21 protein-coding genes are annotated in these 23744 nt (G+C 68.2%); 5 read left to right on the top strand and 16 right to left on the bottom strand.

Features of this window, described 5'->3' with window-relative positions; all coding sequences use genetic code 11:
• Window positions 1-235: 235 nt before the first annotated feature.
• The 3 genes from D105_RS0107465 to D105_RS0107455 all read right to left on the bottom strand — a co-directional run bounded on the left by D105_RS0107465 (window position 236) and on the right by D105_RS0107455 (window position 2087).
• Complete coding sequence (locus D105_RS0107465) at window positions 236-1516, bottom strand: OmpP1/FadL family transporter (RefSeq protein WP_018878040.1); 1281 nt, start codon at window positions 1514-1516, stop codon at window positions 236-238.
• Between the two features lie 127 nt (window positions 1517-1643).
• Window positions 1644-1832: a DUF3185 family protein gene (locus tag D105_RS0107460; RefSeq protein ID WP_018878039.1), complete on the bottom strand. Its 189-nt coding sequence runs from the start codon at window positions 1830-1832 to the stop codon at window positions 1644-1646.
• 3 nt (window positions 1833-1835) lie between these two features.
• Window positions 1836-2087, bottom strand: coding sequence for a GlsB/YeaQ/YmgE family stress response membrane protein (locus tag D105_RS0107455; RefSeq protein WP_018872303.1), 252 nt, complete (start codon window positions 2085-2087; stop codon window positions 1836-1838).
• Window positions 2088-2357: 270 nt separating this feature from the next.
• On the opposite strand from D105_RS0107455, the gene mltF reads away from it, so the two are divergent.
• A complete protein-coding gene (gene mltF, locus D105_RS0107450; RefSeq protein ID WP_018878038.1) occupies window positions 2358-3824 on the top strand; it encodes a membrane-bound lytic murein transglycosylase MltF in 1467 nt (488 codons plus the stop codon).
• On the opposite strand, the gene D105_RS0107445 is transcribed toward mltF, so the two are convergent.
• The 3 genes from D105_RS0107445 to D105_RS0107435 form a co-directional block, all read right to left on the bottom strand.
• Window positions 3811-4902, bottom strand: coding sequence for a DUF3524 domain-containing protein (locus tag D105_RS0107445; RefSeq protein WP_018878037.1), 1092 nt, complete (start codon window positions 4900-4902; stop codon window positions 3811-3813). The two genes, mltF and D105_RS0107445, sit on opposite strands and share 14 nt — an antisense overlap.
• A gap of 88 nt (window positions 4903-4990) precedes the next feature.
• Window positions 4991-5551 carry a carboxymuconolactone decarboxylase family protein gene (locus tag D105_RS0107440; RefSeq protein ID WP_018878036.1) on the bottom strand — a complete coding sequence of 187 codons (561 nt, stop codon included), beginning with the start codon at window positions 5549-5551 and terminating at the stop codon, window positions 4991-4993.
• Window positions 5541-6194 (bottom strand): TetR/AcrR family transcriptional regulator, encoded by a 654-nt coding sequence (locus D105_RS0107435; RefSeq protein ID WP_018878035.1) that lies wholly within the window; start codon window positions 6192-6194, stop codon window positions 5541-5543. Before D105_RS0107435 ends, D105_RS0107440 begins: the two co-directional genes overlap by 11 nt.
• An 84-nt stretch (window positions 6195-6278) precedes the next feature.
• Here D105_RS0107435 and D105_RS0107430 point away from each other — a divergent pair, with 84 nt between their 5' ends.
• Window positions 6279-6992 carry a hypothetical protein gene (locus D105_RS0107430; protein ID WP_018878034.1) on the top strand — a complete coding sequence of 238 codons (714 nt, stop codon included), beginning with the start codon at window positions 6279-6281 and terminating at the stop codon, window positions 6990-6992.
• Window positions 6993-7019: 27 nt separating this feature from the next.
• Here D105_RS0107430 and D105_RS0107425 read toward each other — a convergent pair whose 3' ends face one another.
• Together D105_RS0107425 and D105_RS0107420 are read right to left on the bottom strand one after the other, a co-directional pair.
• Entirely contained in the window at window positions 7020-10241 is a 3222-nt protein-coding gene (locus D105_RS0107425; RefSeq protein ID WP_018878033.1) for an EAL domain-containing protein, read from the bottom strand.
• 235 nt (window positions 10242-10476) lie between these two features.
• Window positions 10477-10791 carry a high-potential iron-sulfur protein gene (locus D105_RS0107420; protein WP_018867881.1) on the bottom strand — a complete coding sequence of 105 codons (315 nt, stop codon included), beginning with the start codon at window positions 10789-10791 and terminating at the stop codon, window positions 10477-10479.
• 294 nt (window positions 10792-11085) lie between these two features.
• On the opposite strand from D105_RS0107420, the gene D105_RS0107415 reads away from it, so the two are divergent.
• On the top strand, window positions 11086-11628 hold the full coding sequence (locus tag D105_RS0107415; RefSeq protein ID WP_018875589.1) for an outer membrane beta-barrel protein: 543 nt from the start codon (window positions 11086-11088) through the stop codon (window positions 11626-11628).
• Between the two features lie 88 nt (window positions 11629-11716).
• Window positions 11717-14476 carry a cation-transporting P-type ATPase gene (locus D105_RS0107410; RefSeq protein WP_018878032.1) on the top strand — a complete coding sequence of 920 codons (2760 nt, stop codon included), beginning with the start codon at window positions 11717-11719 and terminating at the stop codon, window positions 14474-14476.
• Window positions 14477-14522: 46 nt separating this feature from the next.
• Here the strand turns inward: D105_RS0107410 and D105_RS0107405 are convergent, their stop codons facing one another.
• From D105_RS0107405 to D105_RS0107395, 3 genes are all read right to left on the bottom strand, one after another.
• The gene (locus D105_RS0107405) at window positions 14523-16601 is read right to left on the bottom strand and encodes a bifunctional diguanylate cyclase/phosphodiesterase (RefSeq protein ID WP_196801065.1); all 2079 of its coding nucleotides are present in this window, start codon (window positions 16599-16601) and stop codon (window positions 14523-14525) included.
• A 191-nt stretch (window positions 16602-16792) separates the two neighbouring features.
• Entirely contained in the window at window positions 16793-17317 is a 525-nt protein-coding gene (locus tag D105_RS0107400) for a cytochrome c (RefSeq protein ID WP_018878030.1), read from the bottom strand.
• Entirely contained in the window at window positions 17317-17898 is a 582-nt protein-coding gene (locus D105_RS0107395) for a hypothetical protein (protein ID WP_018878029.1), read from the bottom strand. Before D105_RS0107395 ends, D105_RS0107400 begins: the two co-directional genes overlap by 1 nt.
• Before the next feature lie 148 nt (window positions 17899-18046).
• Here D105_RS0107395 and D105_RS15375 point away from each other — a divergent pair, with 148 nt between their 5' ends.
• Window positions 18047-18451 (top strand): hypothetical protein, encoded by a 405-nt coding sequence (locus D105_RS15375; RefSeq protein ID WP_018878028.1) that lies wholly within the window; start codon window positions 18047-18049, stop codon window positions 18449-18451.
• Between the two features lie 244 nt (window positions 18452-18695).
• Here D105_RS15375 and D105_RS0107385 read toward each other — a convergent pair whose 3' ends face one another.
• The 5 genes from D105_RS0107385 to gmk all read right to left on the bottom strand — a co-directional run bounded on the left by D105_RS0107385 (window position 18696) and on the right by gmk (window position 23688).
• Window positions 18696-19358 (bottom strand): O-methyltransferase, encoded by a 663-nt coding sequence (locus tag D105_RS0107385; RefSeq protein WP_018878027.1) that lies wholly within the window; start codon window positions 19356-19358, stop codon window positions 18696-18698.
• The gene (locus D105_RS0107380) at window positions 19358-20434 is read right to left on the bottom strand and encodes an SO_0444 family Cu/Zn efflux transporter (RefSeq protein WP_018878026.1); all 1077 of its coding nucleotides are present in this window, start codon (window positions 20432-20434) and stop codon (window positions 19358-19360) included. The genes D105_RS0107385 and D105_RS0107380 overlap by 1 nt, the downstream gene beginning before the upstream one ends.
• Window positions 20435-20512: 78 nt before the next feature.
• Complete coding sequence (gene spoT / locus D105_RS0107375; protein ID WP_026280443.1) at window positions 20513-22687, bottom strand: bifunctional GTP diphosphokinase/guanosine-3',5'-bis pyrophosphate 3'-pyrophosphohydrolase; 2175 nt, start codon at window positions 22685-22687, stop codon at window positions 20513-20515.
• A 13-nt stretch (window positions 22688-22700) separates the two neighbouring features.
• Window positions 22701-22976, bottom strand: coding sequence for a DNA-directed RNA polymerase subunit omega (gene rpoZ / locus D105_RS0107370; RefSeq protein WP_018867870.1), 276 nt, complete (start codon window positions 22974-22976; stop codon window positions 22701-22703).
• Between the two features lie 61 nt (window positions 22977-23037).
• The gene (gene gmk, locus D105_RS0107365; RefSeq protein WP_018867869.1) at window positions 23038-23688 is read right to left on the bottom strand and encodes a guanylate kinase; all 651 of its coding nucleotides are present in this window, start codon (window positions 23686-23688) and stop codon (window positions 23038-23040) included.
• Window positions 23689-23744: the final 56 nt, after the last annotated feature.

The raw sequence follows: 23744 nt of genomic DNA, 5'->3' as shown, positions 1-23744 counted from the left end.
TCCGAGACAAGGCGCGTCGTGCAGCGGGTAGTGGTTCTACCCGCAAACGGCGCAACGCAGGATCGGGGAACAGGGGGCACCAACCCCGCAACTCATTGAAAGCAGGGGCTCGGCCGCTTTTGCGCGCGCACGGCGTTGCGGTTCCCTTGTGCAGAATGACTGCACGGCAGTCACCGCGCCTTGTTCGCACGCAAAAGCGACTTGAGCGCGGACGTGCGATTCAATCAGCGTCTCCCTAGAAGTGGTAGCGCATGGCGGCCGACAGCACGTGGACGTGGCCCTTGGTGGTGCCCTGCATGTTGATTTCGGTCCCGTTGAAGCTGCGGGTGATGTCCAGATCCTCGCTGGCGATGTGGATGTAGCTGTAGCCGAGGTCGAAGGTCAGGCGGTCGCTGCTGGCATAGCTGGCGCCAAAGGAGAACCAGGTGCGGTCGCCATCCGGAGTGCGAGTGCTGCGGCCGTCGGTCTGGGTCGGGGTCTGGTCATACTGGATGCCGCCGCGCAGGGTCCAGCGCGGGTTCATTTCGTATTCGGCCCCGACCGCCAGGGCGTAGCTGTTGCGGTAGTTCTGTTCCAGCACCTGATCGCCGGTCGCGAGTTCGATGCGGATCTCGTCGAAGCTCGACCAGTTGAACCAGGTGTACTGCGCGAGTCCGGTCCAGTGCTCGCTGAAGCGGTGGCGGATGCCGATGGAGGCGATGTCGGGCAGCTTCAGGTCCGCTTGCCCGCCCTGCACAATTGTGTCGCCAACCACTGCTCGGCGGGGGTCGTTCGTGGAAAGTGTCGCGGTTGCCGTGCCTTGAAGGGTGTGAGTGACGCCTTCACGGTAATGGATACCCAGGCGGGTGTCGTCAGTCACGTCGAACAGCATTCCGATGTTGAAGCCGACGTCCCAGTTGTCGCCCTCGAGTTCGAATTCCCCGTCGATATCCGGATCGAGACCGGCTGGATCCGGAGTGGCACTGCGCAACGTGGCATCGGCGTACTGCAGGTCGAGGCCGCCGCCGATGGAGAGCCGGTCGGTCAGCTCGAAGGCGATGCTGGGCTGCAGGTTCAGCACGCGCAGATCGGATTCCAGCGAGTCGTAGCGGGCGAAGAAGTCGTCGTTGTATTCGTTCTTCAGGCCGAAGGGCGCGCTGAGGCCGAAGCCCAGCCAGACGCGGTCGGAGTACTGCTCCGCCCAGTACAGGTTGGGGACCGGAGTCGGGTCGTAGGGGTTTCCGCTGTCGCGGCCGGGGATCTGGGTGTTGCGCTGGTTGACCTCCGCATTCGGGATCAGCAGGTGCACACCGGCCTGCACCTCGTTGCTTTCCAGACGGGTCATGCCGGCCGGGTTGAAATAGATGGTGCTGGCATCGGAGGCGATGGCGGCCTCTCCGGCATAGGCGCGTCCGAGACCGGAGACCCCCTGTTCCTGGATGTAGAACCCGGCCGCCATCAGCGTGGTGGGCGCGGCGAACAGGACGGTGCTGACTGTGGCGGCAAGCGCCAGACGGCGCGAAGGCTTCAAGGTCATGCGGTCTCCCCCTGGTTGTTTTGTTCTGGAGGGAGGCCGCGGTCGGTCTGGCGCGCGCGGCGCGGACTCCCCGCAGCGGACACTACCGATTCCGGGAAGATGATGCCAACCGCATCACGTTTTTCTGTCAGGTCACCAGGATCAGGCCCACCAGCGCGGCCATGCCGCCGCCGACCAGCAGCGCGAGGGTGCGCCGGGTAAAGCGACCGAGGATCAGGCGTGCCGCGCGCTCGCGCATGCCGAAGGCATCCTGCAGGCCCACAATGGCGGCGATCAGGCCCCCGACCAGCAGGATGATTCCAAGGATCTGGGTCATCGGTCAGGCCTTGTGAATCAGCCGGAGCAGGCCCAGCAGAAGGACGGCGCCGACGGTGGCGGCGGCGAGGCTGCCGATCAGCCCGCCGGCCTGGACCCCGAGCTGGGTGAACAGCCAGCCGCCGAGGAAGGCCCCGATCACGCCGACCACGATATTGAGCAGGATGCCCTGCCCGGAGCCGTGCACCAGCAGACCGGCAAGCCAGCCGGCAATGCCGCCGATGAGCAGGAGGAGGAGAAGGGATTCGACGGCCATGATGTCGCGCTCCTTGCGGGTAACGGAGTGTTGGAGTGTGCCGAGGTCGCTGCGTTCCCCGAATCGCACGGTGACGGAGGCTTCGACTGTACAGGGCACGCGGCTGGGCCGCCCATCAGCGGTGGCCTCCGCAATGGATGGCAACCCCTTCGTCGTGGGTATTTTTGAGAACCATTCCGCAAAACCCTAGTCTCTGTATCGGACATTCATGGATCCGTCATGGACGGGGTCAGCCAATCCGCGCGGCCTGTCGACGGGAAGGAAACCGGAATGCATGAACCGAATGATCGCGCCGCCGCGGGCTGGCGCCCGTCATCCCGCGGACAGGGCCGCGCGCTGCTGCCCGCCGCGCTGCTGGTGCTGCTCGCGGGTTGTGGCGCCGAGGACGGGCAATCCGACTCGATGGTCTCGAATGCCAGCGCCGGCGAGCGGCTGGCGCCGGTGGAGGAGACCGGCACGCTGCGCGTAGTGACCCGCAATGCCCCCACCACCTGGTACTTTGACCAGCATCTGGAAGCGGCGGGCACGGAGCATGATCTGGTCGAGGGCTTTGCCCAGGCGCATGGCTGGCAGGTGGAGTGGGTCATGGCCGAATCGGTCTCCGGTGTGCTCGAGACGCTGGCCTCCGGCGAGGCGCATATGGCCGCGGCGGGGCTGACCCATCTCGCCTCGCGGGACGAGCGCTTCCGACGCGGCCCGGAGTACATGGAGATCACCGAGCAGGTGGTCTGCCATCGCGACTTCGATGCCATGCCTGAATCGGCGGACGACCTGGGCTCGGTGGATCTGGTGGTCTCGGCCGGCAGCAGCTACGTGGAGACCCTGGAGCAAGTGCTTCCGGAAGCGGCCGGGTTCGAGGTCCGCGAGATCGGTACCGAGCGGCTGATGGCGCAGGTCGCCCGGCAGGAGATCGACTGCACCGTGGCCGACTCGCATATCGTGCGCTACAACCGCCGCTCCTTCCCGCATCTCGACATTGCCTTCGATCTGTCCGAGCCGCGCACCCTGGGCTGGTACGTACAGCCGGACCAGGAGGCGCTGGCTGAACTGGCGGGCGACTGGATGCAAGGTGATGGCGGCCGGGAACTGCGCGAACTCGTGGACGAGCGCTACTACGCCTACATCGATCAGTTCGACTTTGTCGACCTGCGGGCGCTCAACCGGCGCATCGAGGACCGCCTGCCGCAGTACCGGCCGTATTTCGAGGAGGCGGCCGAACGCACCGATCTGCCGGCCGATCTGCTGGCGGCCCTGGCCTACCAGGAGTCGCACTGGGATCCGGAGGCCCGCAGCCCCACCGGTGTGCGCGGTCTGATGATGCTGACGCAGCGCACGGCCGAGTCCCTGGGGGTGGATCGCCTGGACCCGGTGCAGAGCATCGACGGCGGGGCGCGCTACCTGCAGCGCCAGCACGAACTGCTGCCCGACGACATTGACGAGCCCGACCGCACCTACCTGGCGCTGGCGGCCTACAACATCGGCCGCGGGCACCTGCTGGATGCGCGCCGGCTGGCGCGCGAGCTGGGGCGTGATCCGGATCGCTGGGCCGACATGCGCGAGACCCTGCCGCTGCTGACCGAGGAGCGCTACTACCAGAACCTGCGCTTCGGCTACGCTCGCGGCTACCAGCCGGTGTACTACGTGCAGCGCATTCGCAACTACCGCGACGTGATCCGCCCGGTCTTCGTGGCCGAGGACGAGCTCCCGTCCGACCGGATCGTGGTCAGGCGCGACTGATCCCGGGCCGGCGGGCGTTGCCCGAGACCAGTGCATCCAGCGCCTGCTGCCAGCGCGGTTCCAGCCGAGCCGGCAGCCAGGCGCGCACGTCCGGTGCCGGCGGCGTTCCCTGTTGCAGCCAATGTCGCAGGCGCTCGGTCAGGGCCGCGCCATCGCCGGCGGGATAGCGGCAAGTGTCTGGATATTGCTCGCGGTAGGCCAGGGCATCCGGGACCAGTGGCGTCGCCCCGGCGGCCGTGGCCTCCAGTACCGCGAGTCCCTGGAACTCGTGCAGGGCGGTGCTGACGACGATGCCCGCGCGGCCCAGCAGGTCTTCGTATTCCCGGCGCGGCAGCTTGTCATCCGCCACGATGCGGTCCCCGAGGGCGGCGCGCAGTCGCTGCAGGGCCTCGGGGGGTTGCGCGGGCCGCGCCCCCAGCAGGGCGAGCCGGAAGTCCACGCCGGCCTCCCGCAGCCTTAGCAGCGCCTCGACGAACACCTCCGGCGCCTTGTCGTACTCCCAGCGGTGATTCCACAGGATCAGGCGCGGATCGCGCGGGTTGTCCGCCGCGGTGGGTGGCGCGACCGGGACGGGCAGGACCTCGCTGCGTGCCTGCAGCCGGGTGCGCAGGCCTTCAGGGACATGATCCGGCATCCGCGAGAGCAGGGCGTCCATGCCATCCAGGAACGAGGCGCGGTTGAAGGCGGAGTTGAAGGCCACGCAGTCCGCCGCCAGTGCCGCGTAGATCTGCACCATCTGGGGGTCCACGGAATCCACCTGGTCGCGGCCGACCGGGTAGGCGAACTGGTTTTCGTGCACGTAGTACAGCGTGGGTGGCCGGGCGAGTGACGGATGCAGGCCGCGCAAGGTGGCCAGGTCTACCATCGAGGTGGCGATGACCGCATCGGCCTCCACGCCCGCGAGCCGGTCCAGCCAGGAGACCGGGTTGCCGCGGATGCGCCAGCGGAAGTGCCGCCCGGGCAGTTCCAGCACCTCCCAGTCGAATTGACCGAAGGTCGTGGTCAGCCAGTCGACCCAGGCGGCGTGACTGTCGGCCCGGTAGGCGGAGAGCAGGAGGATGCGCGAGCGTGGCGGCATGCAGGCGGGCTGGCGGTCGGGAGAGAGGCCCTACCTTGCCGCTGCGCGGTGCATGCCGCAATCGCATCATCGGCTACGGCATGCGCGGTCAACGCGCGGTTGCGCTCCAGCGTTCGCTGGCCATGGGCGCGTCGACCGGGGTGCCGGCGATGTGGTTGGTGTAGTTGGACAGGGTCTTCAGGCCGATCGCCAGGATGACCTCCAGCATCTGCGCGGGAGTGTGCCCGGCGTCCAGAAAGGCTTGCTGGGTGGGCTCGTCAACCCAGCCGCGCTGTTCGAGCATGGCGCGGGTGAACTGGCGCAGGGCCTCCAGCTGAGGGTCGTCGATCACGCGGTCCTCGCGCAGCGCGGCGATGAAGTCGTCGGGTACGCCGGTCATGCGACCGGTCATGCTGTGCGCGGCCATGCAGTAGTCGCATTCGTGGTAGCGGCTGACGGTCAGCAGCAGGACGCCCTGTTCGGTGGGGCTCAGCGACGTCTTCTGCAGCAGGTCGTGGAGCGCCAGGTAGGCCTCGGCCAGGGCCGGCGCGCTGGCCATCTTGCGGATCAGGTTGGGGACCATGCCGAAGGTCTGTTCGGCCCGGTCAAATACGGCTTGCGCCTCCGGGGCGCTGGCGGCGTCGTGCAGGGGGAAGCGTTCATCGCGCATGGGGTACCTCCGGGGGCGAGTGGGTCAGGAGTGTGACCAGCGCCGGGCCCAGGCGCAGGACCGTCGCCGGGTCCTGGTCGGCCTTGGCCATCACCAGGATCCCTTCCATCAGGGCCAGCCACTGTTCGGCCAGCGCCTCGGTGTTGGTATAGCCGGGTAGTTCGCCGTCCTGAACGGCCTCGTCCAATACGGAACGGAAATGGGCGGTGACGGCGTCCAGGTGCCCCCGAATCGCCCGGCGCAGGGGCGGGTTGTGGGTCCCCATCTCCACGGCCAGGTTGCCGAAGGGACAGCCGGGCAACTGGCCGGATTCCGCCTGCATGCGAGCCTCGAAGGCGTGGATCGCATGGACGAACGCCTCGATCCGGGCGTGCAGGCCGTTGGCGCCGGCGAGCCCCGGGATCAGCACCTCGCGCTCGAAGTCCGCGTAGAGGGCGTCCAGCATCGCCAGGGTGAGCGCCTCCTTGCCGGGGAAGAAGTGGTACAGGCTGCCCTTGCGCACGCCGGCATGGGCACAGATCTCGGCGATGCCGACGGCGCTGTAGCTGCGACCGACGATCAGTTCGCGCGCAGCCGTCAGGAGTGCGTTGCGGCTGTCGCCGCGGGCCCGGTGGGTCGGGGTTGGGGTCGGAGGCGTTGTCATGCCTTTGCACACTAGTTGACCGGTCGGTAAAGTGCAAGGAGCAATCGTCCAGGAGGGCACAAGCCGATGTCCCGAATTCCCGACATGCATGTGGCCACTGACGCCGCCGGCGTATCCATTCCCGCGGAGTACGCGGATGCCTGGGAGGATGGCTTTGGGGTGCGTGGCTGGAAGCTGGATCTGCCGGGGCGTGGCGCGGACGTGATCGCGGCGACCCCGTATACCGGCGAGCGTATCCCGACCTCGGTGTTCGTGCATGACATCGTCGACCATCACCTGTGCGGCTTCGCCCTGTCCGGTTATACCGACGAGGCGGGGGCGCTGATTCAGCTGGCGGAACGTACCGGCTCCGATCCGGTGCCGGACTTCGTGCAGATCATCGACGAGGACCTGCTGCCGGGGGCCTTCGAAAGCGGCGACTGGCGCGAACTGCTGCCCGCGTCCCTGGTGACGGCGGTGGAGGCGGCCTCGGACTCGCGCGCCGGCATGGCCCAACTGCGCGCGCAGTGGGGTGACGGTGTCCTGCGCGCGCTGTGGCTTGCCGGGTTCGTGGCGACGGGCTGGGGGCTCGCGGCGGGCGCGCGCGAGGCCTGGGGGCGTCACGGGCTGGACTACGCCCGCCGCGCCGCGACCGCGCGCGCACTGCAGCGGCTGTTCGAACGGGTGGATGCCACGGTGCTGGATCAGGGCTGGGTCCGCGCGCGGGGCGTGTTCCGGGTCGCCCCTGCGGGGGTGGGGTTTCGCTTCGAGGAGCCGGCCGCGGGCCGCGACGAGTATCTGCCCATAACGGATGACTGAGGGGGTGTGCGCACCCCATCGGAGTGTTCATGTACGGGCGGTGGGGAGCTCCGGTGACGGGCGGTGCAGGTGGTAGCCCTGGGCCATGTCCACGCCCAGTTCGGCCAGCATCTCCAGGGTCGGGCCGTCTTCCACGCATTCGGCGACGGTCTGCTTGTCGAGGCCCCGGGCGACGTCGACCATCGCGCGGATGAAGGCCTGATTGTCGCGGTTGTTGGGCAGGTCGCGCACGAACATGCCGTCGATCTTCAGGATCTGCACGCCCAGGTACTTGAGGTAGGCGAAGGTGGAGAACCCGGATCCGAAGTCGTCCAGACAGACGGTGCAGCCGGTGTGCTGCAACGCCTCGATGAAGCGCTGGGCATCCTGCATCTCGGAGACCGCCGCGGTCTCGGTCAGTTCGATGATCAGCCGTCGCGGTTCGACCCCCTGCTGTTCCAGCTGGTGGGCGATGTAGTGCGGCAGTCCCGGCTCGTCGAAGCTGCGGCCGGAGATGTTGATCGCGATCCCGGGGATGGCCGGGTCCCCGGCCAGTCGGCGGATGCTCTCGCGGATCACCCAGCGGTCGATGTCGAGGATCTGCCCGGTCTTCTCGGCAATCGGGATGAACTGGCCGGGCATGGCGATTTCCTCCGGGGACGCCGGGTCGCGCATGCGTACCAGGGCCTCCATGTGGTGCAGGTGGCCATCGCCGACCGCGTAGATCCCCTGGTAATGCAGCTCGAAGTGTCCCTGCTCCAGCGCGGTGCCGATGCGCTGGCTCCAGGACATCCGTTCCAGCATGTGCTCGGCGGTATTGCGGCTGCGGTCGAATACCGCCCAGGTGTTCTTGCCCAGGTCCTTCGCCTGGTACATCGCGGTGTCGGCGTGGGCCACCAGGTCCTCGACGTTGTCGCCATGCTCCGGAAAGTGGGCGATGCCGATGCTGGCGGTGAGCCGGTAGTTCTGGCCGCGGAAGCGGAACGGGATCGCCGAGATCGCGCGGCCCACGCGTTCGGCCAGTTCGATCGGCTCCTGCTCCGACTCGCGATCCACCAGGATCGCGAATTCGTCGCCGCCCAGGCGGGCAAAGATGTCCTGGCTGCGTACCAGCGCGGCGATCTCGCCGGCGGCGCGCACCAGCACGGTATCCCCGGCCCGGTGGCCGAAGGTGTCGTTGATGGTCTTGAACTCGTCGAGATCGAAGTACAGCAGGGCGAAGCGCCCGTTGCGCCGCCGCTCGCTGTGGATCACGTGTTCCAGGCGATTCTGGAAGTGATGGCGGTTGTACAGGCCGGTCAGCGCGTCGTGTTCTGCGAGGTAGACCAGTTGCTGGGCGGTCTGGCGCTCGTGGGTCACGTCCTCGTACAGCCACAGTCGACCGATGGAACGCTCGTCGGTGTCGTGGACGGGGTAGGAGACCTGGGTGAGGATGCGCCCGTCGTACAGGTCGACCTCGAAGCGTTCGCTGATCTCGTGGGTATCCAGCACGTGCAGCACGTGGCGCGAGGCGTGATCCGGCCGCGCGAAGCGGTGGGTGGAATGTTCCAGTACCTCGCGCGAGGGACGACCCACCAGTTCCACCTCGCTGCCGATGGCCCACATGCGCCGGAAGGCCGGGTTTACGTATTCCACCCGGCCCTCGCGGTCCTCGAACAGGATGCCGATGCTCATCGCCGAGAGCAGCGCGGCCATGCGCCCCTGCTCCCGCCGGGTCAGTTCCAGCAGGCGCGTTTGCTCGTCGCGCGAGGCTTCCAGTTCGGACAGGGCCTGGAGCAGGGCCTCCTCGTTGCGCTTGCGCTGGGTGATGTCGTGCGAGATCGCCACGTAGCGTGCGGTCTCGCCGCGCGGGGCGACCAGTTGCAGGGAGATCTCGACCGGTACCTCGAAGCCGTCGCGATGGCGATGGCTGGTCTCGAAGCGGAACTGGTCACGCTCGCCGCGGCGCAGCGGCTCGATCAGCTGACGAAAGCGCGGCTCGGGGTAGTCCGGCTTGATGTCATAGGGGTGGAGTTCGAGCAGTTCCTCGCGCGGGATGCCGGTCTGGTCCACCGCGCCCTGATTGACATAGATAAAGCGCAGGGTCTCGACGTCGAACAGGAAGACCGCGTCCAGAGTCAGGTCCAGGGTCGAGCGAAAGGATTCCAGTTCGTCGGTCCGGGCCCGCAGGGTCTCGCCGGTGGTGACCAGTTCGTCGGCATCGATAACATGCCCCTGCAAGTACTTAAGGCGCCCGCGATCGTCGAAGATCCCGGCGCCGCGCTCGAACACCCAGCGCTCCCCGCCATTGCGTCCGATCAGGCGCCACTGGATCTGGTACTGGCCGGTCCGCTGCAATCCCTCGGATACCTCGCGCCAGACCCGGTCGCGGTCTTCAGGGTGCACCAGATCGTTGAAGCTGAGGCGTTCGGCGAAGAACCTTTCGCGCGAGTAGCCGGTGAGCTCCTCCAGGGCGCCCTCGGCGTTGATCACGTCCCAGTTCGGGTTGTTGCGGCAGCGATAGACGAAGCCGTCGATGGTGTCGAGTACCCGCAGCAAGTCGTCGCCCTGTTGGGTGCCCAGCGAGCGGGTCAGGGTCATCATCCCGATGACGGCGAGGAGGGCGGCGAACATGCGGAGCAGTTGCACCGGTAGTCCGCTTGCCTCCAGGAAGTCGGCATGGGTCGGCAGCCACTCGGGCAGAGCCGGGTCGACAGTGCCCGGAAACGGCGTGATCAGGGCGTACCCGAGGAAGGCCAGGGCGAGGACGGCCAGGGCCGGGTACTGGCTGGCATGATCGTCGGCGTCGGCGGTGCGCTGGAGGGACCCCCGCAGCAGAAGCAAGAACGCCAGGCCGGACAGTACGGCCCCCGGAAGGCCGACCAGGTAGCGCCCGCCATTGGCCAGCCCGCGCGCCGGGTCCTCGGCCATACCGACGAGCAGGAGCACCGCGACGGCGATCAGCGGATAAAGCCACAGGGCGTCAAGGCGCAGGCGCGATGGACTCGCGAGCAGGGCGCGGCGTCCGAACTCCAGAAGTGGCAGGTAGGACAGCAGTTGCCAGGTGGCATTGAGCCACGGGTCGCGCGCCGCCGGATAGTGCAAGCCCGCGGCCTGGAGGAATTCGTAGGCGCCATGGATCAGGCCGAACAGACCCAGCAGCCAGAAATGTCGGGCGAACGGCAGGGATCCGTCCCCGCGGGGCAGGACGAAAGCGACTACGCCAAGGGAGAAGAAGGCCAGGCCATAGACCAGGTACAGGACGGTGAATCCGGCGAGCGAGAGATCCATCAGTGGCAACCGCTGGCATTGGCGGGTGCCTTACCGGCGGGGATGCGGGTCAGCCGGGTCAATGGGTCGGACACGCAGTTTCCTTTCGGCCACAGGGCGGAGCCCGCCGGAGCCGGTCTACGAAATCAGGTGTCTAGCTTGCGGGGTTGTGTGGCGGGGATGCAAGCCATGGCCGGGGAGGGACATGAGAGGGAGTATCCGGCCCGCGGGCGCGGACCGGATATGCGGGCCGGGATCAGGCTCCGACGTATTCGTCGCACCAGCCGTCGGCGTTCACTTGAACGCCCTGGAAGTCGGCGTGGAAGCACTGACCCCACTGGTCATCACCTCCGCCCCAGAAGGCGCAGTTCTTGCACTTCTCGCCTTCGGAGTAGTCCGCGTGGTCGGCGTCGGCCGCATCGTTCACGTAGTTGTGGGCATGGCCGTCTTCGGCTTTCGTATCGGCCTTGGCCGAGGAGATGCCCACCATGCTGACGACCGGGATGGCCGCCACGGCAGCGGATGCCTGGCGCAGGAACTTACGACGGTTCGCATTCGGTTGATCGGACATGAGGTCCTCCGTTTGCTTTCTGAATGGATGGTTCTTCTTGTTGCCAGTTGGAGCGAACGACGCACGCTGGATACGTGCGGGCTCAACCCCTTCGAGCCCTCGGGCCCTTGAGGGTTCCCTCGATTTTTGCGGGGATCCCCGAAGCCTTCCGGCGATCGTGGTTCGGCAGAGGGGATGCACCGGGGCCGGGAAAAATTCCATTTCGAGCGCCGGGTCCTGCCTGATGTGATGAAGATCGCGTCAGGCTGGTCTACCATTAGAGTTTTCTTATTCATTCGAATCAGGAGGTGCCCGATGCAGTACCGTAAGACGATGGTGATGTTCGCCCTGGGGGCGCTGGCGGCCATGCCGGTGGCCCAGGCCAGCGCGGTGGATCGCGGCATGGAGCCCAGCGTGGCACTGCTGGGCGGTGTGGTCTCGCCGGACCTGTCGGATGCCAGCAGCGATGGTGCCTACGGGGTCGAGATCGGCGCCAACTGTCAGTTGTTCCAGCCGGCCACCGGCGTGCTGCGCCATCATCTGAGCGTGAGCCGTTACAGCGACGACCCGCTCAAGATGACCAGCGCCGAGGTGAACAGCCACTGGATGTTCGAGCCGAACGAACGGCTGTCGCTGGGCTTTGGTCCCGGCATCGGCTACGTGCGGGCCAAGCTGGATGACGACCGCAATGGCCTGTGGGCGGCCCAGCTGGGTGGCAGCCTGAAGTACCAGCTGGACCGGCAGTGGTTTCTGGGGCTGGAGGCGCGTTACCAGTTCACCGAGAGCGACCGCTTCGACGGCCGTCGCGCCGATGCCGACAACATGCGCGTGATGGGCAAGGTGGGCATGCAGTTCTGATCCGGCGGGTTGCCCGGCGTCCGGGGCCTTGCCGGCCCCCGGGCGCCGGGCGACGATAGGGCGACGTTGACACAGCAGGGCGTTGCCCATGACCGATACCCCCGACCCTACCGATCCGGGTGACAACCGGGAGACCCCCGCCTGGCACAGCCGGTCCGCCGATGATGCGCTGGAGCACTGGGGCTCCGCCCGCGAGGGGCTGTCGGCGGTCGTGGCCGAGGAACGTCTGGCGCACTTTGGCCCCAATCAGTTGCGTCCGCCGGAGCGGGCGGGCGTCGTCCGGCGCTTCCTGCGCCATTTCCACAACGTACTGATCTACATCCTGCTGGTCGCGGCGCTGGGGACGGCGCTGCTCGGGCACTGGGTGGATACCGGCGTGATCCTGGCCGTGGTCCTGATCAATACGCTGATCGGGTTCGTCCAGGAGGGCAAGGCGGAGAAGGCCCTGGATGCCATCCGTCGCATGCTGTCCCCGCGCGCGGTGGTAACGCGCGCAGGCGAGCGTCGCGAGATCCCGGCCGAGGAGCTGGTGCCCGGCGATATCGTGCACCTGCAGGCCGGTGACCGGGTGCCCGCCGACCTGCGGCTGTTCGAGACCAAGAACCTGCGCCTGGAAGAGGCGGTCCTGACCGGCGAGTCGGTGGCGGTCGAGAAGGATACCGCCACGGTGGAACGGGAGGTCGACCTTGGGGACCGGCGCGGCATGGCCTTCTCCGGGACGCTGGTGGCCTTTGGCCGCGGTGCGGGCGTTGTCGTGGCCACCGGCGAGCATACCGAGATCGGACGCATCTCCACCATGCTCGGCGAGGTCGAGGGGCTGGAGACGCCGTTGGTCCGGCAGATGGAACAGTTCGGCCGCTGGCTGGCCGCGGTGATCGTGGTGATCGCGGCGGCGACCTTCGCCTTCGGTTACTGGGTGCGCAGCTATCCGCTGGACGAGATGTTCCTCGCGGCGGCGAGCCTGGCGGTGTCCACCATCCCCGAGGGCCTGCCCGCCATCATGACCATCGCTCTGGCCATCGGGGTGCAGAAGATGGCGCGGCGCAATGCGATCATCCGGCGCCTGCCGGCGGTCGAGACCCTGGGGTCGGTCTCGGCCATCTGTTCCGACAAGACCGGCACGCTCACCCGTAACGAGATGACGGCGCAGACGCTGCGCACGGCCACCCGGGAGATCCTCGTCAGCGGCGTGGGCTATGCGCCGCAGGGGCAGTTCTCCGAGGAGGAACGGGGTCTGGACCCGGACGAGGACCCGCTGTTGCGCGAGGTGCTGCGGGCGGGGCTGCTGTGCAATGACGCCCGGCTCTACCAGAAGGATGGCGACTGGGTGATGGAGGGCGACCCGACCGAGGGCGCCCTGATTACGCTGGCGCAAAAGGCCGGGCTGGACCCGCGCCTGGAAGGCGAACGCCTGCCGCGCACCGACGTGATCCCGTTCGAGTCGGATCATCGCTACATGGCGACCCTGCACCACGACCACGACGGTCACGCCCGCATCTTCCTGAAAGGGGCGCCCGAGCGCGTGCTGGAGCTTTGCAGCGAGCAGCAGGTAGATGGCGAGACCCGCGAGGCGCTGGATGGCGAGCGCTGGCACGTCGCCATGGAGGCCGTGGCGGCCCGCGGTCAGCGCCTGCTGGCCGTGGCCGTGCGCGACACCGAACCCGATCACGGCGAGCTGCGTTTCGATGATGTCGAGGCTGGCGGTTTTACCCTGCTCGCCCTGCTGGGGATCATCGACCCGCCACGCGACGAGGCGATCCGCGCGGTGGCTGAGTGCCGCGCGGCGGGGATCGACGTCAAGATGATCACCGGCGACCACCTGGCGACCGCCCGGGCGATCGGCGAGCAGCTGGGCCTGGGCCGCGAGGCCGAGGCGCGGTCCGGTCACGAGCTGGATGCCCTGGACGAGGCGGCGCTGGCCGACGCCGCGGAGCGTACGGACGTCTTTGCGCGGACCTCGCCGGAACACAAGCTGCGCCTGGTGCGTGCCCTGCAGCAGGGCGGGCGTATCGTGGCGATGACCGGCGACGGGGTGAATGATGCCCCGGCGCTGAAGCGGGCGGATGTTGGCGTGGCCATGGGGGGCAAGGGGACCGAGGCGGCCAAGGAGGCCTCCGAGATGGTCCTGGCGGACGACAATTTCGCCTCCATCGCGCATGCGGTGGAGGAGGGCCGGACGGTCTACGACAACATCCGCAAGGCCATCCTGCATATGCTGCCGACCAATGCCGGGCAGTCGCTGACCATCATGATGGCGATCCTGATGGGGCTGGCGTTGCCGCTGACCCCGGTGCAGGTGCTGTGGGTCAACATGGTGACCTCGGTGACCCTGGCCATGGCGCTGGCCTTCGAGAAGGCCGAGCCGGGTGTTATGCAGCGCCCGCCACGGGCGCCGGACACGCCCCTGTTGTCCGGGTTCCTGCTCTGGCGCATCCCGTTCGTGGCGTTGCTGCTGTGGGCCGGGACCTTCGGGCATTTCGTCTACATGGAGACCCTGGCCGGGGTGGCCGACGAGGTCGCGCGTACCGTGGCGATCAATACCCTGGTGGCCGGGCAGGCCTTTTACCTGCTGAATCTGCGTCTGATCCATCAACCGGTGCTGCCGGGCGGCGAGCTGTTCCGCTCGCGCGCGATGTGGCTGGCCATCGGGGTCCTGGTGCTGCTGCAGCTGGCGTTCACCTACGTGCCCGTAATGCACACCCTGTTCGGGACCACCGCCATCGGCGCGGACGACTGGGCGCGCATCCTGGCCTTTGGCCTGGCGGTGTTCGTGATCGTGGAACTGGAAAAGCTGGTGGTGCGCCAGGTGCTGGCACGCCGGCGCGGGGTGTTGCCGCGCGCCGTCTGACCGAACGCGCGTGGGTCGGGCAGAGCGCGTTTCCCGGAGCCCCGGCTCAGTGGGTGGGCCGGGCCGGCAGTTTCCCGCCGAGCAGGGCGGTTGCCTGTGTCGCGTCCACCGGGGGCGAGTAGTAATAGCCCTGCGCCAGCGAGCAGCCGAGGGCGCGCAGCGTGGCGGCGTGGGTGTGGCTTTCCACGCCCTCGGCCACGGCCTCGAGCCCGAGATTGCGGGCCATGTGGATCACGGTCTGCACCAGGCGCTGGCTGTATTCGTCGCGATCCAGGCCGGCCACGAAGCTGCGGTCGATCTTGAGGATATCCAGTGGCAGGCGGTGCAGGTAGCTGAGCGAGGAGTAGCCGGTGCCGAAGTCGTCCATCGCCAGGCTGATGCCCAGGGCCTTCAGCCGGTGCAGGGTCTCGATCAGTTCGTCCAGGTTGCCGAGGGTGGCCGTCTCGGTAATCTCCAGGCGCACCTGCGCGGCCGGGGCGCCGGTGCCTTCCAGGATGGTCTGCACGTCCCCCACGAGTTCCGGGCGGGTGAGCTGACGGGCGGAGAGGTTGGTGCTGATGGTCAGGGGCGTTCTCGCCCCGTCCGCGTTCCACTCCACCAGCTGGCGGCAGGCAGTGTAGAGGACCTGCATGTCGATCAGGTGCACCTGCCCGGTGTCCTCCGCGATCGGGATGAAATGATCGGGCGGCACCAGTTCCCCGTTGCGCTCCCAGCGTACCAGGGCCTCGAAGCCGGTGATCCGCTCCTCGCCGAGCGACATGATGGGCTGGAAGTGGACGCGGAAGTCGCCGCGTTCCACCGCCAGGCGCAGGTCGGTCTCCAGCGCCAGGCTTTGCAGGGCCTGCGTCTGCATGCCCGGGTCGCAGAACTCGCACCGGGCCTTGCCGAGTGACTTCGCGCGGTACATCGCCATGTCCGCCTCGCGCATCAGGTCATCCGGTGTGGCCGGACGGGCCGGGTCGTCTGGCTGGCCGGGTCCCTGGACCGGGCAGCTCTGGCCGTAGGGCCGGGTCGCGATGCCGATGCTGACGGTGACGTAGACGTCCTGCCCGGCGATGGAGAACGGCTCGTGCAGCACGGCCTGCAGGCGCTCGGCCACGCGCAGGGCATCCACCGGCTCGTGCAGGCCCTCCAGCAGGATGGTGAACTCGTCGCCACCCAGCCGCGCAAGGGTATCGTCCGGGCGGTTGGTCTCGTCCCCCTTGGGGCGCGAGACCGTGTCGTTCTGGCGCAGCGCGGTCAGCAGGCGCTGGCCCACGCGTACCAGCAGCTCGTCGCCGGCCGGATGGCCCAGGCTGTCGTTGACGACCTTGAAGCGGTCGATGTCCACGAACAGCACCGCGAACAGGTTGAAGGGCTCTCGCGTGGCACGGGCGATCGCGTGCGCCAGCCGGTCGTGGAACAGGCGCCGGTTGGGGAGGCCGGTCAGCTGGTCGTGGGAGGCGTTGTGGAGCAGGCGTTCCTCGTGGCGGTTGCGCTCGATCACGCGGCCGAGCTGCACGCCGATCTGCCACATCAGCCAGAGCAGGTCGGGGTCGGTGGTGGTGGGCTCGGTGGCGAAAAATTCGAGGACACAGGCCACCTCGTGGCCGACCATGACCGGGAAGGCGAAGCCGGAGTGCAGGCCGCTGGCCGTTGCCTGAGGCGCGCGCGGGAAGTTGTCGTCCGCCGCGAGATCCTCGATCCACGCGGGCTCGCCGTGGTCCAGCACCCGGCCGGGCAGCCCCTCGCCGGGGCCGAAGCTCGTGTTCTCGGTGCTGTCGCGAAAGGCGGTGAAGGGCTCCGCGGATGCGAGATGCCAGATGCCGGTGGGGTGCAGTTGGCTGTGGCCACTGCGCTCGTTCTGGCGGGCCAGATAGGCATGCCCCACCGGCCAGTCCAGGTAGCGTCCGATCGCGGCCAGCGCCGCGCGCAGTACATGCGCGATGGAGTCGGACTGGTTCGCGGTGGAGGCAATGGTGTTGAGCAGCTCGATCTGCTGCTGCTTGGCGTAGACGTCCTGCAGGCGGGTCTCGGCCAGCGCCTCGGCGCGGCGGCGAGCCGCGCGTTCCTGCTCGACCAGGGTCTGCAGGCGGTCGCGTTCGCTATCCGTCGCGAAGTCGCGCGCGCGTCGGTTCACGCGCACCCCCCGTGGGCGAGGCAAATTGTGCGCGTCCGAGGCCTGCGCGTCTGGGTGTACTGCATGGGCCACTCCCGGCCGTTATGGTGCGCTGCGTCCCTTGCCAGCCGGTATGCGCGGTGGCGTCTCATCCGGAAGACGCCTCCGAGTCCCGTGCCATTCCGTGCGCATTGTAGGGCCCCGGCATGCGCGCTGCATCATTCGTCGGGATGGGTGACCCAGGGTTCGCCCATGGCCTCCTCCCAGTCTGCCTGGGTGGGGTGGTTGCGGTCGTAGCGTTTCCAGGCCTCGAAGATCTCGTCCGGCCAGTGTGACTGCAGCCAGGCGATGATCGCCTCGACGTCCTCCTCCGACAGGGTGTCCTCGAAGCTGGGCATGGCGCCGCCGCGCGCCTCGGCGCCATAACGGATCATGTCCTTCAGCTGCCAGTAGGGGTGGTGCCAGGTGTGGGCGCTGCCATCCAGCGGGGGCGGCGGCAGGGTACCGTCCGGGTTGCGCTGGCGCCAGTTCTCGGCGCCCTCGCGCTGGGCCCCGTGGCAGGCGATGCAGTGCTCCTGGTAGAGCCGTTCCCCGCGCTGCAGGATCTCCGGGTCGGTGGTGCGTTCGAGGTGGTTGGGGGTGCCGGAGGCCCCGCCGAAGCCGTCGCAGCCCGCCAGCGTGGCAGCGGACAGAAGCAGCACCGCGCCGGCGAAACCGGCACGGAGGGTACGCGGGTCCGGCATCAGTCCTGAACGTCCGGCTCGCCGGCACCGTCGGCCGGCGTGTCGTCCCCGCGGAAGGCGTCGCGTACCGAGCCCCAGGCCTTGCGCGAGCCGTCACGGATGCCGCCCCAGGCGTCGCGGGCGCCATCGCGCACCCCGCCCCAGGCGCCGGAGGAGCGCTCGCGCATCTCGCTCGACCATTCGGCCAGGCGGTCCCGTTCCTCGACCAGGCCGTCATAGGCCCGTTCGCGGCGTTCGCGGGTGGCGTCGCTCAGGTCGTCCCAGCCCTCGCGGATGTTGTTGCCCAGGCGGCTCAGCTCGCGGTCCATCGCGTCCAGGGTCTCGCGGGTACGGGAGCTGGTGGCCTCGCCGGCCTCCTCGCCTTCCTCCTGGAGTTCCTCGCGGGTCTCGGCCCAGGACTCGCGCAGTTCCTCCATCTCGCTGGCGGTGGCATCGTCCTCCATGGCGGCATCCGATTCGTCGCTGGCCGTGGGTTCGTCCCCTGCGTGGGTGTCGTGATCGGCGGCATACAGGGGGCTTGCGGCCAGCATCAGGCCGCACAGCCCGGCGAGCAGGATGGGGCGCAGTTCGAGCAGGTTCATGTCGGGTCCTCCGGGGTGCCGCGGGGCGGCAGACCAATGATGTTGATCTCTCATGGTAGGACGTTTCGCGCTCCGGTATGTTTCCAGGGAGCGGATGATTTGCGAGGCAGTCCACGTGATGTACTGGAGAAGGCAGGTTGCAGGGGGTGTGCTGGCGCTGCTTCTGGCGGGTTGCGCCACGTCGACCCCGGATCCGGGCGATGACGGCACGTCCGCGGTGTTGCCCGAAGGATGGGAACCCGCGCCGACGGCCTTCGAGGCCCAGGCGGTGCCATCGCTTGAGCCGAGGGTGATGCCGGGTTCCGCGGTGATGGAGTGGTTCGCGGCCAGTGGCTGGAAATCCGGCCTGGCCGTCGACTACGCGGGGCTGGAGATCGACCAGCCGCGCCCGGAACGCGCGGAGGTCCGTCTGACCGGACTGCGTGATGATGCCGTCGAGGCCTACGAATTCCGGCTGGAGCTGGACGAGACGGAGGCGGGCTGGGTGGTGCGCACGGTGGAACGCCGGGCCATCTGCCGCCGCGGCCTCGCCGACAGCGGCCTCTGCCTGTAACGCTTCCCGAGGCCCTTGGCAATCTTCGAGCCCAGAAAAGCGATTTACAGGAAGATGGGAAGACGGGAAGAAATTCTGAATGAGCAATGCGTTGGTGGTCCCTGGGCTACCCATTCCGGCTTCCACTCTTCACGTCTTCCTGTAGATCGTCCTTGACCTTGACCTTGACCTTGACCTTGACCTTGACCGGTCCCTTCTCCGGGCTCTCTGTGTCCTCCGTGGTGAATCCAGAGCCGGGTCTTGCTCAGCGGCGGCGGGCGAGGGTCAGGCCGTCGCCGATGGGGGCCAGCGAGAGGTCGATGCGTTCGTCGTGGTGTAGGGCATCGTTGAAGGCGCGGATCGCGCGGGTGTCTTCGCGCGTGTCGTCCGGGTCGGCGACGCTGCCATGCCACAAGGTGTTGTCGACCAGGATCAGGCCGCCGGCACGGACCAGGCGCAGGCAGTGCTCGAAGTAGTCGGGGTAGCCGGTCTTGTCCGCGTCGATGAAGGCCAGGTCGAAGCGGCTGGTCTCGCCTTCGGCCTCCAGTGCCTGCAGCGTGTTGCCGGCCTCGCCCAGCTCGAGCCGGATGCGACCGCTGACCCCGGCGCGTTCCCAGTAGCGCCGGGCCGTGGTGGTCCACTGCGCGCTCTTGTCCAGGGTAACGACCGTGCCGTCCTCCGGCAGGGCCAGCGCGATGGCCAGCGCGCTGTAGCCGGTGAAGGTCCCGATTTCCAGATAGCGCCGCGCCCCCATGAGCCGCGCCAGTAGCGCCATGAACTGGCCCTGCTCCGGGGCGATCTGCATGTTGGCCTCGGGCAGGTTCGCGGTCTCGGCACGCAGCTCGGCGAGTATCTCCTGCTCGCGCAGCGAGTGCTCCAGGAGGTAGTCATACAGGGGGCCATCGAGTCCGATGGAACGATTGGACATCACGCGCTCCGGGGTTGTGGGTGAGGGATCAGACGGTCCAGCCATCGGCGCAGGACCGGTGTGGCCAGGACGATCAGGATGACCAGGGTGCTCCACTCGAGCCAGGCGGGCAGCATCTCGCCGGCGGTGCCCATCTGCGTGGCGACGTCGACCCCGGTGTGGGCGAGTCCGGCGTCCAGGGCGAGCCCCAGCGCGATGGTGGTGACCGCGATACCGGTCAGGTAGAGCAATAGCGCCGGCGTGCCCAGTTCGCGGCGAAACACGCCCAGGGTCGCCAGGCTGGTGATCGGTGCGGCCAGCAGGAACACCAGCACGGTGCCGGGGGAGACCCCGGCCGCGATCAGGCCCACGGCGATCGGTGTTGCGGCGGTCGCGCAGAGGTACATGGGGATGCCGATGACGGCCATTACGAGCATGGCCGGCAGGCCCGATCCCCAGGCGGCCAGCGTGGCCGGCGGGACCAGGGCGAGCAGGGCGCCGGCGACCAGCAGGCCGATCACCAGCCACAGGCGGATATCGTCGAGCACGTCGCCAAAGGCATAGGCGAGGCCCGCGCGCAGACGTGCGGACAAACGCTCCGGGGCCTCGGGTGTGGCGCAGCCGTCGGCGGTCCCGCAGCATCCGCCGCAGCTGTCCGGTTCGCCCCGCGGTGGGTCCGGACGCTCGGTCGCGGCGCGGGTGCGGCCCACCAGCAGGCCTGTGGTGATGGCCGTGACAATGGCGCCCAGGGCCCGGGCAACGGCCATCATGGGGCCCAGCAGGGCATAGCTGATGGCGAGCGAGTCGACGCCGACGCCCGGCGTGCCGATCAGGAAGGCGGTGGTGGGGCCCCGCCCGGCCCCGCCGCGGTGCAGGGCCAGCGCGGTCGGGATGGCCCCGCAGGAACAAAGGGGCAGGGGGGCGCCGACCACGGCGGCCCGCGCGGTGGCGGGAATGCCCGAGCCGCCCAGCCAGCGCTGCAGGGCAGCCTCCGGAATCAGTGCCTTGACGCCGCCGGCCGCGAGCAGGCCCAGCAGCAGCCAGGGCGCCGCCGTCAACGCGACACTCAGCGTCTGCCTGAGGATGTCGAGGATCATGGCCCGATGTTCCGTCGCGGCGGGGGCAACTGCAAGAAGCCCGCCCGCGGGCGGACGGTTCGGCCGAGGTCTCGGGCGTCAGCCGCGCTGGCGCGAGATGCGCAGGACGTCGGGCAGGCGGCGCAGACCGCGCATGATCTGGGCCAGGTGCTGGCGATCGCGCACGGTCAGCAGGAAGGTCATCGCGGTGGAGTGGCCATCCTGCTCGTTGAAGGAGATGTGCTCGATGTTGGAGCCATGGTCGGCGATGACCGCAGCCATGTCGGCCAGGGCCCCGCGGCGGTTGGCCGTGCGGGTGCGCACCGCGGCGGTGAACTGCAGGGATGGCTCGTGCGACCATTCCAGCGTGATGGTGCGGTCGCTGCGGTCGCGGCTTTCGTGCAGGACGTTGCGGCAGTTTTCCCGGTGGACCACCAGGCCGCGGCCGGCGCTCAGCTGGCCGATGATCGGGTCACCCGGGATCGGGTGGCAGCACCGGGCGTAGTTCAGCACCAGGCCCTCGGTACCGCTGACCGCGAGGGTGGTGGGTGCCTCGTCGGCCGCGGGCTCGGGGGCGTCCCTGCCGGCCATCTGGCGGGCGACCAGCGAGGCCATGCGGTTGCCCAGGCCGATGTCGACCAGCAGTGCGTCCAGGTCCTTCAGCTGCATCGCGTCCAGCATCTGGTCCAGGCGTGCCGGCGAGATCCGCGGCAGGCTGGTGTCCAGCGACTCCAGCGCCTTCTCCAGCAGGCGTTCGCCCAGGGTGCGGGCCTCCTCGGACTGCATCGACTTCAGGCAGTGGCGGATGCCGGTACGGGCCTTGCCGGTGACCACGAAGGACAACCAGGCCGGGTTGGGGCGCGCGCCGGGGGAGGTGACGATCTCCACCGTCTGGCCGCTTTGCAGGCGCACCGACAGCGGCGCCAGCTGACGGTCGATCTTGGCCGCCACACAGCGGTTGCCGACGTCGGAGTGCACTGCGTAGGCGAAGTCGATCGGGGTCGCGTCGCGCGGCAGGACCATGATGTCGCCACCGGGGGTAAAGGTGTAGACCTCGTCGGGGAACAGGTCGACCTTCACGTTCTCCAGGAACTCGATCGAGTTGCCCACGCTGTTCTGGATCTCGAGGACATCCTTCAGCCATTCGCGGGCACGGCTCTGGGCGGTCCGGGTGGATTCGCCCCCGGCCTTGTACTGCCAGTGCGCGGCGATACCACTCTCGGCCACGCGATCCATCTCGGTGGAACGGATCTGGATCTCGATGGGCACGCCCTGCGGGCCGAACAGGATGGTATGCAGCGACTGGTAGCCGTTGGATTTGGGGATCGCGATGTAGTCCTTGAAGCGCCCCGGTACCGGCTTGTAGAGGTTGTGCACCACGCCCAGGGAGCGGTAGCAGGTATCCACGTCGTCGACGATGATGCGGATGGCGAAGACGTCGAACACCTCCTCGAACGAGTGGTGCTTGTCGCGCATCTTGCGGTAGATGCTGTACAGCCCCTTCTCGCGTCCGGAGATGCGCCCGACGATGCCGGCGGCCTCCATGCGCGAGCAGATCGCCTGCTCGATCTTGCGCATGGGCTCGCGGCGGTTGCCGCCGGCACGGTGCACCGCGCGTTCCAGTACGGCCGCGCGCCACGGGTGTTTGGCGGAAAAGCCGAGGGCCTCCAGCTCGCGGCGCATGGCGTTCATGCCCAGGCGCTGCGCGATGGGGGCGTAGATCTCCAGGGTTTCCTTGGCGATGCGCCGGCGCTTGTCCGGGCGCATCACGCCCAGGGTGCGCATGTTGTGCAGACGGTCGGCCAGCTTGATCAGGATCACCCGGATATCGCGGGTGATCGCCAGCATCATCTTGCGGAAGTTCTCCGCCTGCGCCTCGGCCTTGGACTGGAACTGCAGGTGGGTGAGCTTGGAGACGCCGTCCACCAGCTCCGCGACCTCTTCGCCGAACTCGGCGTGGATGCGGTCCTTGCTGGTAGCGGTGTCCTCCATCACGTCATGCAGGATGGCGGCGCAGATCGCCTGGTGGTCCATCCGCATCTCGGCCATGGTGCGGGCCACGGCCAGGGGGTGATAGATGTAGGGTTCGCCGGTCTTGCGGGTCTGGCCTTCGTGGGATTCCGCGCCCAGGAGATAGGCGCGATAGACCTCCTCGACCTCTTCCGGCTCGAGATAGGCCTCGAGCTCGGAACACAAATCGCTGATCAGGAATCGGGTCGAATCACCCGTTGCCGCCGAAACGGCCCCGGGCGCGGCTGGCTGCCCAGCGGCCATTGAAAACCCTCGCCTAGCGTTCGTCGGCTTCCAGCTGTTCCAGATGACGGATGGTGCTGAAGTCCAGCATCTGGTTCTGGGGCCGTTCGTCGTGTTCGTCGAACACCTCCGGACCGACTACGCCGGCGGCGATCTCGCGCAGGGCGATCACCGTGGGCTTGTCGTTGTCCTCGGGTACACGCGCTTCCTTGCCGTGGGCGATGTGGCGGGCCCGGCGGGCGGCCATCAGCACCAGCTGAAAGCGGTTTTCGACATTTTCGAGGCAGTCCTCGACGGTAACGCGTGCCATCGGATACTCCGGTCAGTAAATTCTTGAAATCCATGCGGCACAGCCGCAGTTCACTAGCATGTTACGCCGACCCCGGCGCCGCCGCCAACAGATTCCCGATCGTGGGTGCGGCTCGGGTCTCCTGTTCCACGGTGCGCAGACGATTGGCGCGGAAGATACAGGCCAGGTCGCGCACGGCCTCGTCGAAATCGGCATTGACCACGGTGTAGTCGTACTCGCGGAAATGTGTGCAGTCGGATTCGGCGTCGCGCAGGCGGCGCTGGATCACGTCCTCCTCGTCCTGGCCACGGCCGCGCAGGCGGCGCTCCAGCTCGTCGCGCGAGGGGGGCAGGATAAAGATGGAGTGGGCGTCCGGTACCGCCGCGCGCACCTGGCGCGCGCCCTGCCAGTCGATCTCCAGGATCACGTCGACGCCAGCGTCCAGGCGCTCGTCGACGCTGGCGCGCGCGGTGCCGTAGAAGTTGTCGAAGACCTTGGCGTGTTCCAGTAGCTGCCCGTCCTCGATCATGCCGAGGAAGGTCTCGGCGGAGACGAAGTGGTAGTGCTGCCCGTCCACCTCGCTGGCGCGCGGCTTGCGCGTGGTGTGCGAGACCGAGACCTCCACGGCCTCCACCGTCTCCAGGAGCGCCGCGACCAGGCTGGTCTTGCCGGCGCCGGACGGTGCGGAAACGATATAGAGGGTGCCGCGAGCGGCCGGGGTGCTGGCGGTCATGGACGTGTCCGCGGAACCTGAACGTGATCGGGTCCTGGCGGTCTCCCGGGCGGGCC

Source organism: Thioalkalivibrio sp. ALE28 (assembly GCF_000377425.1).
GTDB lineage: Bacteria > Pseudomonadota > Gammaproteobacteria > Ectothiorhodospirales > Ectothiorhodospiraceae > Thioalkalivibrio.
The sequence above is the reverse complement of the archived record's forward strand: the minus strand, read 5'-3'. Positions and strand labels throughout refer to the sequence as shown.

Bases quoted from the DNA above. Each gene is read 5' to 3' on its own strand.
- D105_RS0107465 (WP_018878040.1), bottom strand. From the start codon at position 1,516: ATGACCTTGAAGCCTTCGCGCCGTCTGGCGCTTGCCGCCACAGTCAGC.
- D105_RS0107460 (WP_018878039.1), bottom strand. From the start codon at position 1,832: ATGACCCAGATCCTTGGAATCATCCTGCTGGTCGGGGGCCTGATCGCC.
- D105_RS0107455 (WP_018872303.1), bottom strand. From the start codon at position 2,087: ATGGCCGTCGAATCCCTTCTCCTCCTCCTGCTCATCGGCGGCATTGCC.
- mltF (WP_018878038.1), top strand. From the start codon at position 2,358: ATGCATGAACCGAATGATCGCGCCGCCGCGGGCTGGCGCCCGTCATCC.
- D105_RS0107445 (WP_018878037.1), bottom strand. From the start codon at position 4,902: ATGCCGCCACGCTCGCGCATCCTCCTGCTCTCCGCCTACCGGGCCGAC.
- D105_RS0107440 (WP_018878036.1), bottom strand. From the start codon at position 5,551: ATGCGCGATGAACGCTTCCCCCTGCACGACGCCGCCAGCGCCCCGGAG.
- D105_RS0107435 (WP_018878035.1), bottom strand. From the start codon at position 6,194: ATGACAACGCCTCCGACCCCAACCCCGACCCACCGGGCCCGCGGCGAC.
- D105_RS0107430 (WP_018878034.1), top strand. From the start codon at position 6,279: ATGCATGTGGCCACTGACGCCGCCGGCGTATCCATTCCCGCGGAGTAC.
- D105_RS0107425 (WP_018878033.1), bottom strand. From the start codon at position 10,241: ATGGATCTCTCGCTCGCCGGATTCACCGTCCTGTACCTGGTCTATGGC.
- D105_RS0107420 (WP_018867881.1), bottom strand. From the start codon at position 10,791: ATGTCCGATCAACCGAATGCGAACCGTCGTAAGTTCCTGCGCCAGGCA.
- D105_RS0107415 (WP_018875589.1), top strand. From the start codon at position 11,086: ATGCAGTACCGTAAGACGATGGTGATGTTCGCCCTGGGGGCGCTGGCG.
- D105_RS0107410 (WP_018878032.1), top strand. From the start codon at position 11,717: ATGACCGATACCCCCGACCCTACCGATCCGGGTGACAACCGGGAGACC.
- D105_RS0107400 (WP_018878030.1), bottom strand. From the start codon at position 17,317: ATGCCGGACCCGCGTACCCTCCGTGCCGGTTTCGCCGGCGCGGTGCTG.
- D105_RS0107395 (WP_018878029.1), bottom strand. From the start codon at position 17,898: ATGAACCTGCTCGAACTGCGCCCCATCCTGCTCGCCGGGCTGTGCGGC.
- D105_RS0107385 (WP_018878027.1), bottom strand. From the start codon at position 19,358: ATGTCCAATCGTTCCATCGGACTCGATGGCCCCCTGTATGACTACCTC.
- D105_RS0107380 (WP_018878026.1), bottom strand. From the start codon at position 20,434: ATGATCCTCGACATCCTCAGGCAGACGCTGAGTGTCGCGTTGACGGCG.
- spoT (WP_026280443.1), bottom strand. From the start codon at position 22,687: ATGGCCGCTGGGCAGCCAGCCGCGCCCGGGGCCGTTTCGGCGGCAACG.
- rpoZ (WP_018867870.1), bottom strand. From the start codon at position 22,976: ATGGCACGCGTTACCGTCGAGGACTGCCTCGAAAATGTCGAAAACCGC.
- gmk (WP_018867869.1), bottom strand. From the start codon at position 23,688: ATGACCGCCAGCACCCCGGCCGCTCGCGGCACCCTCTATATCGTTTCC.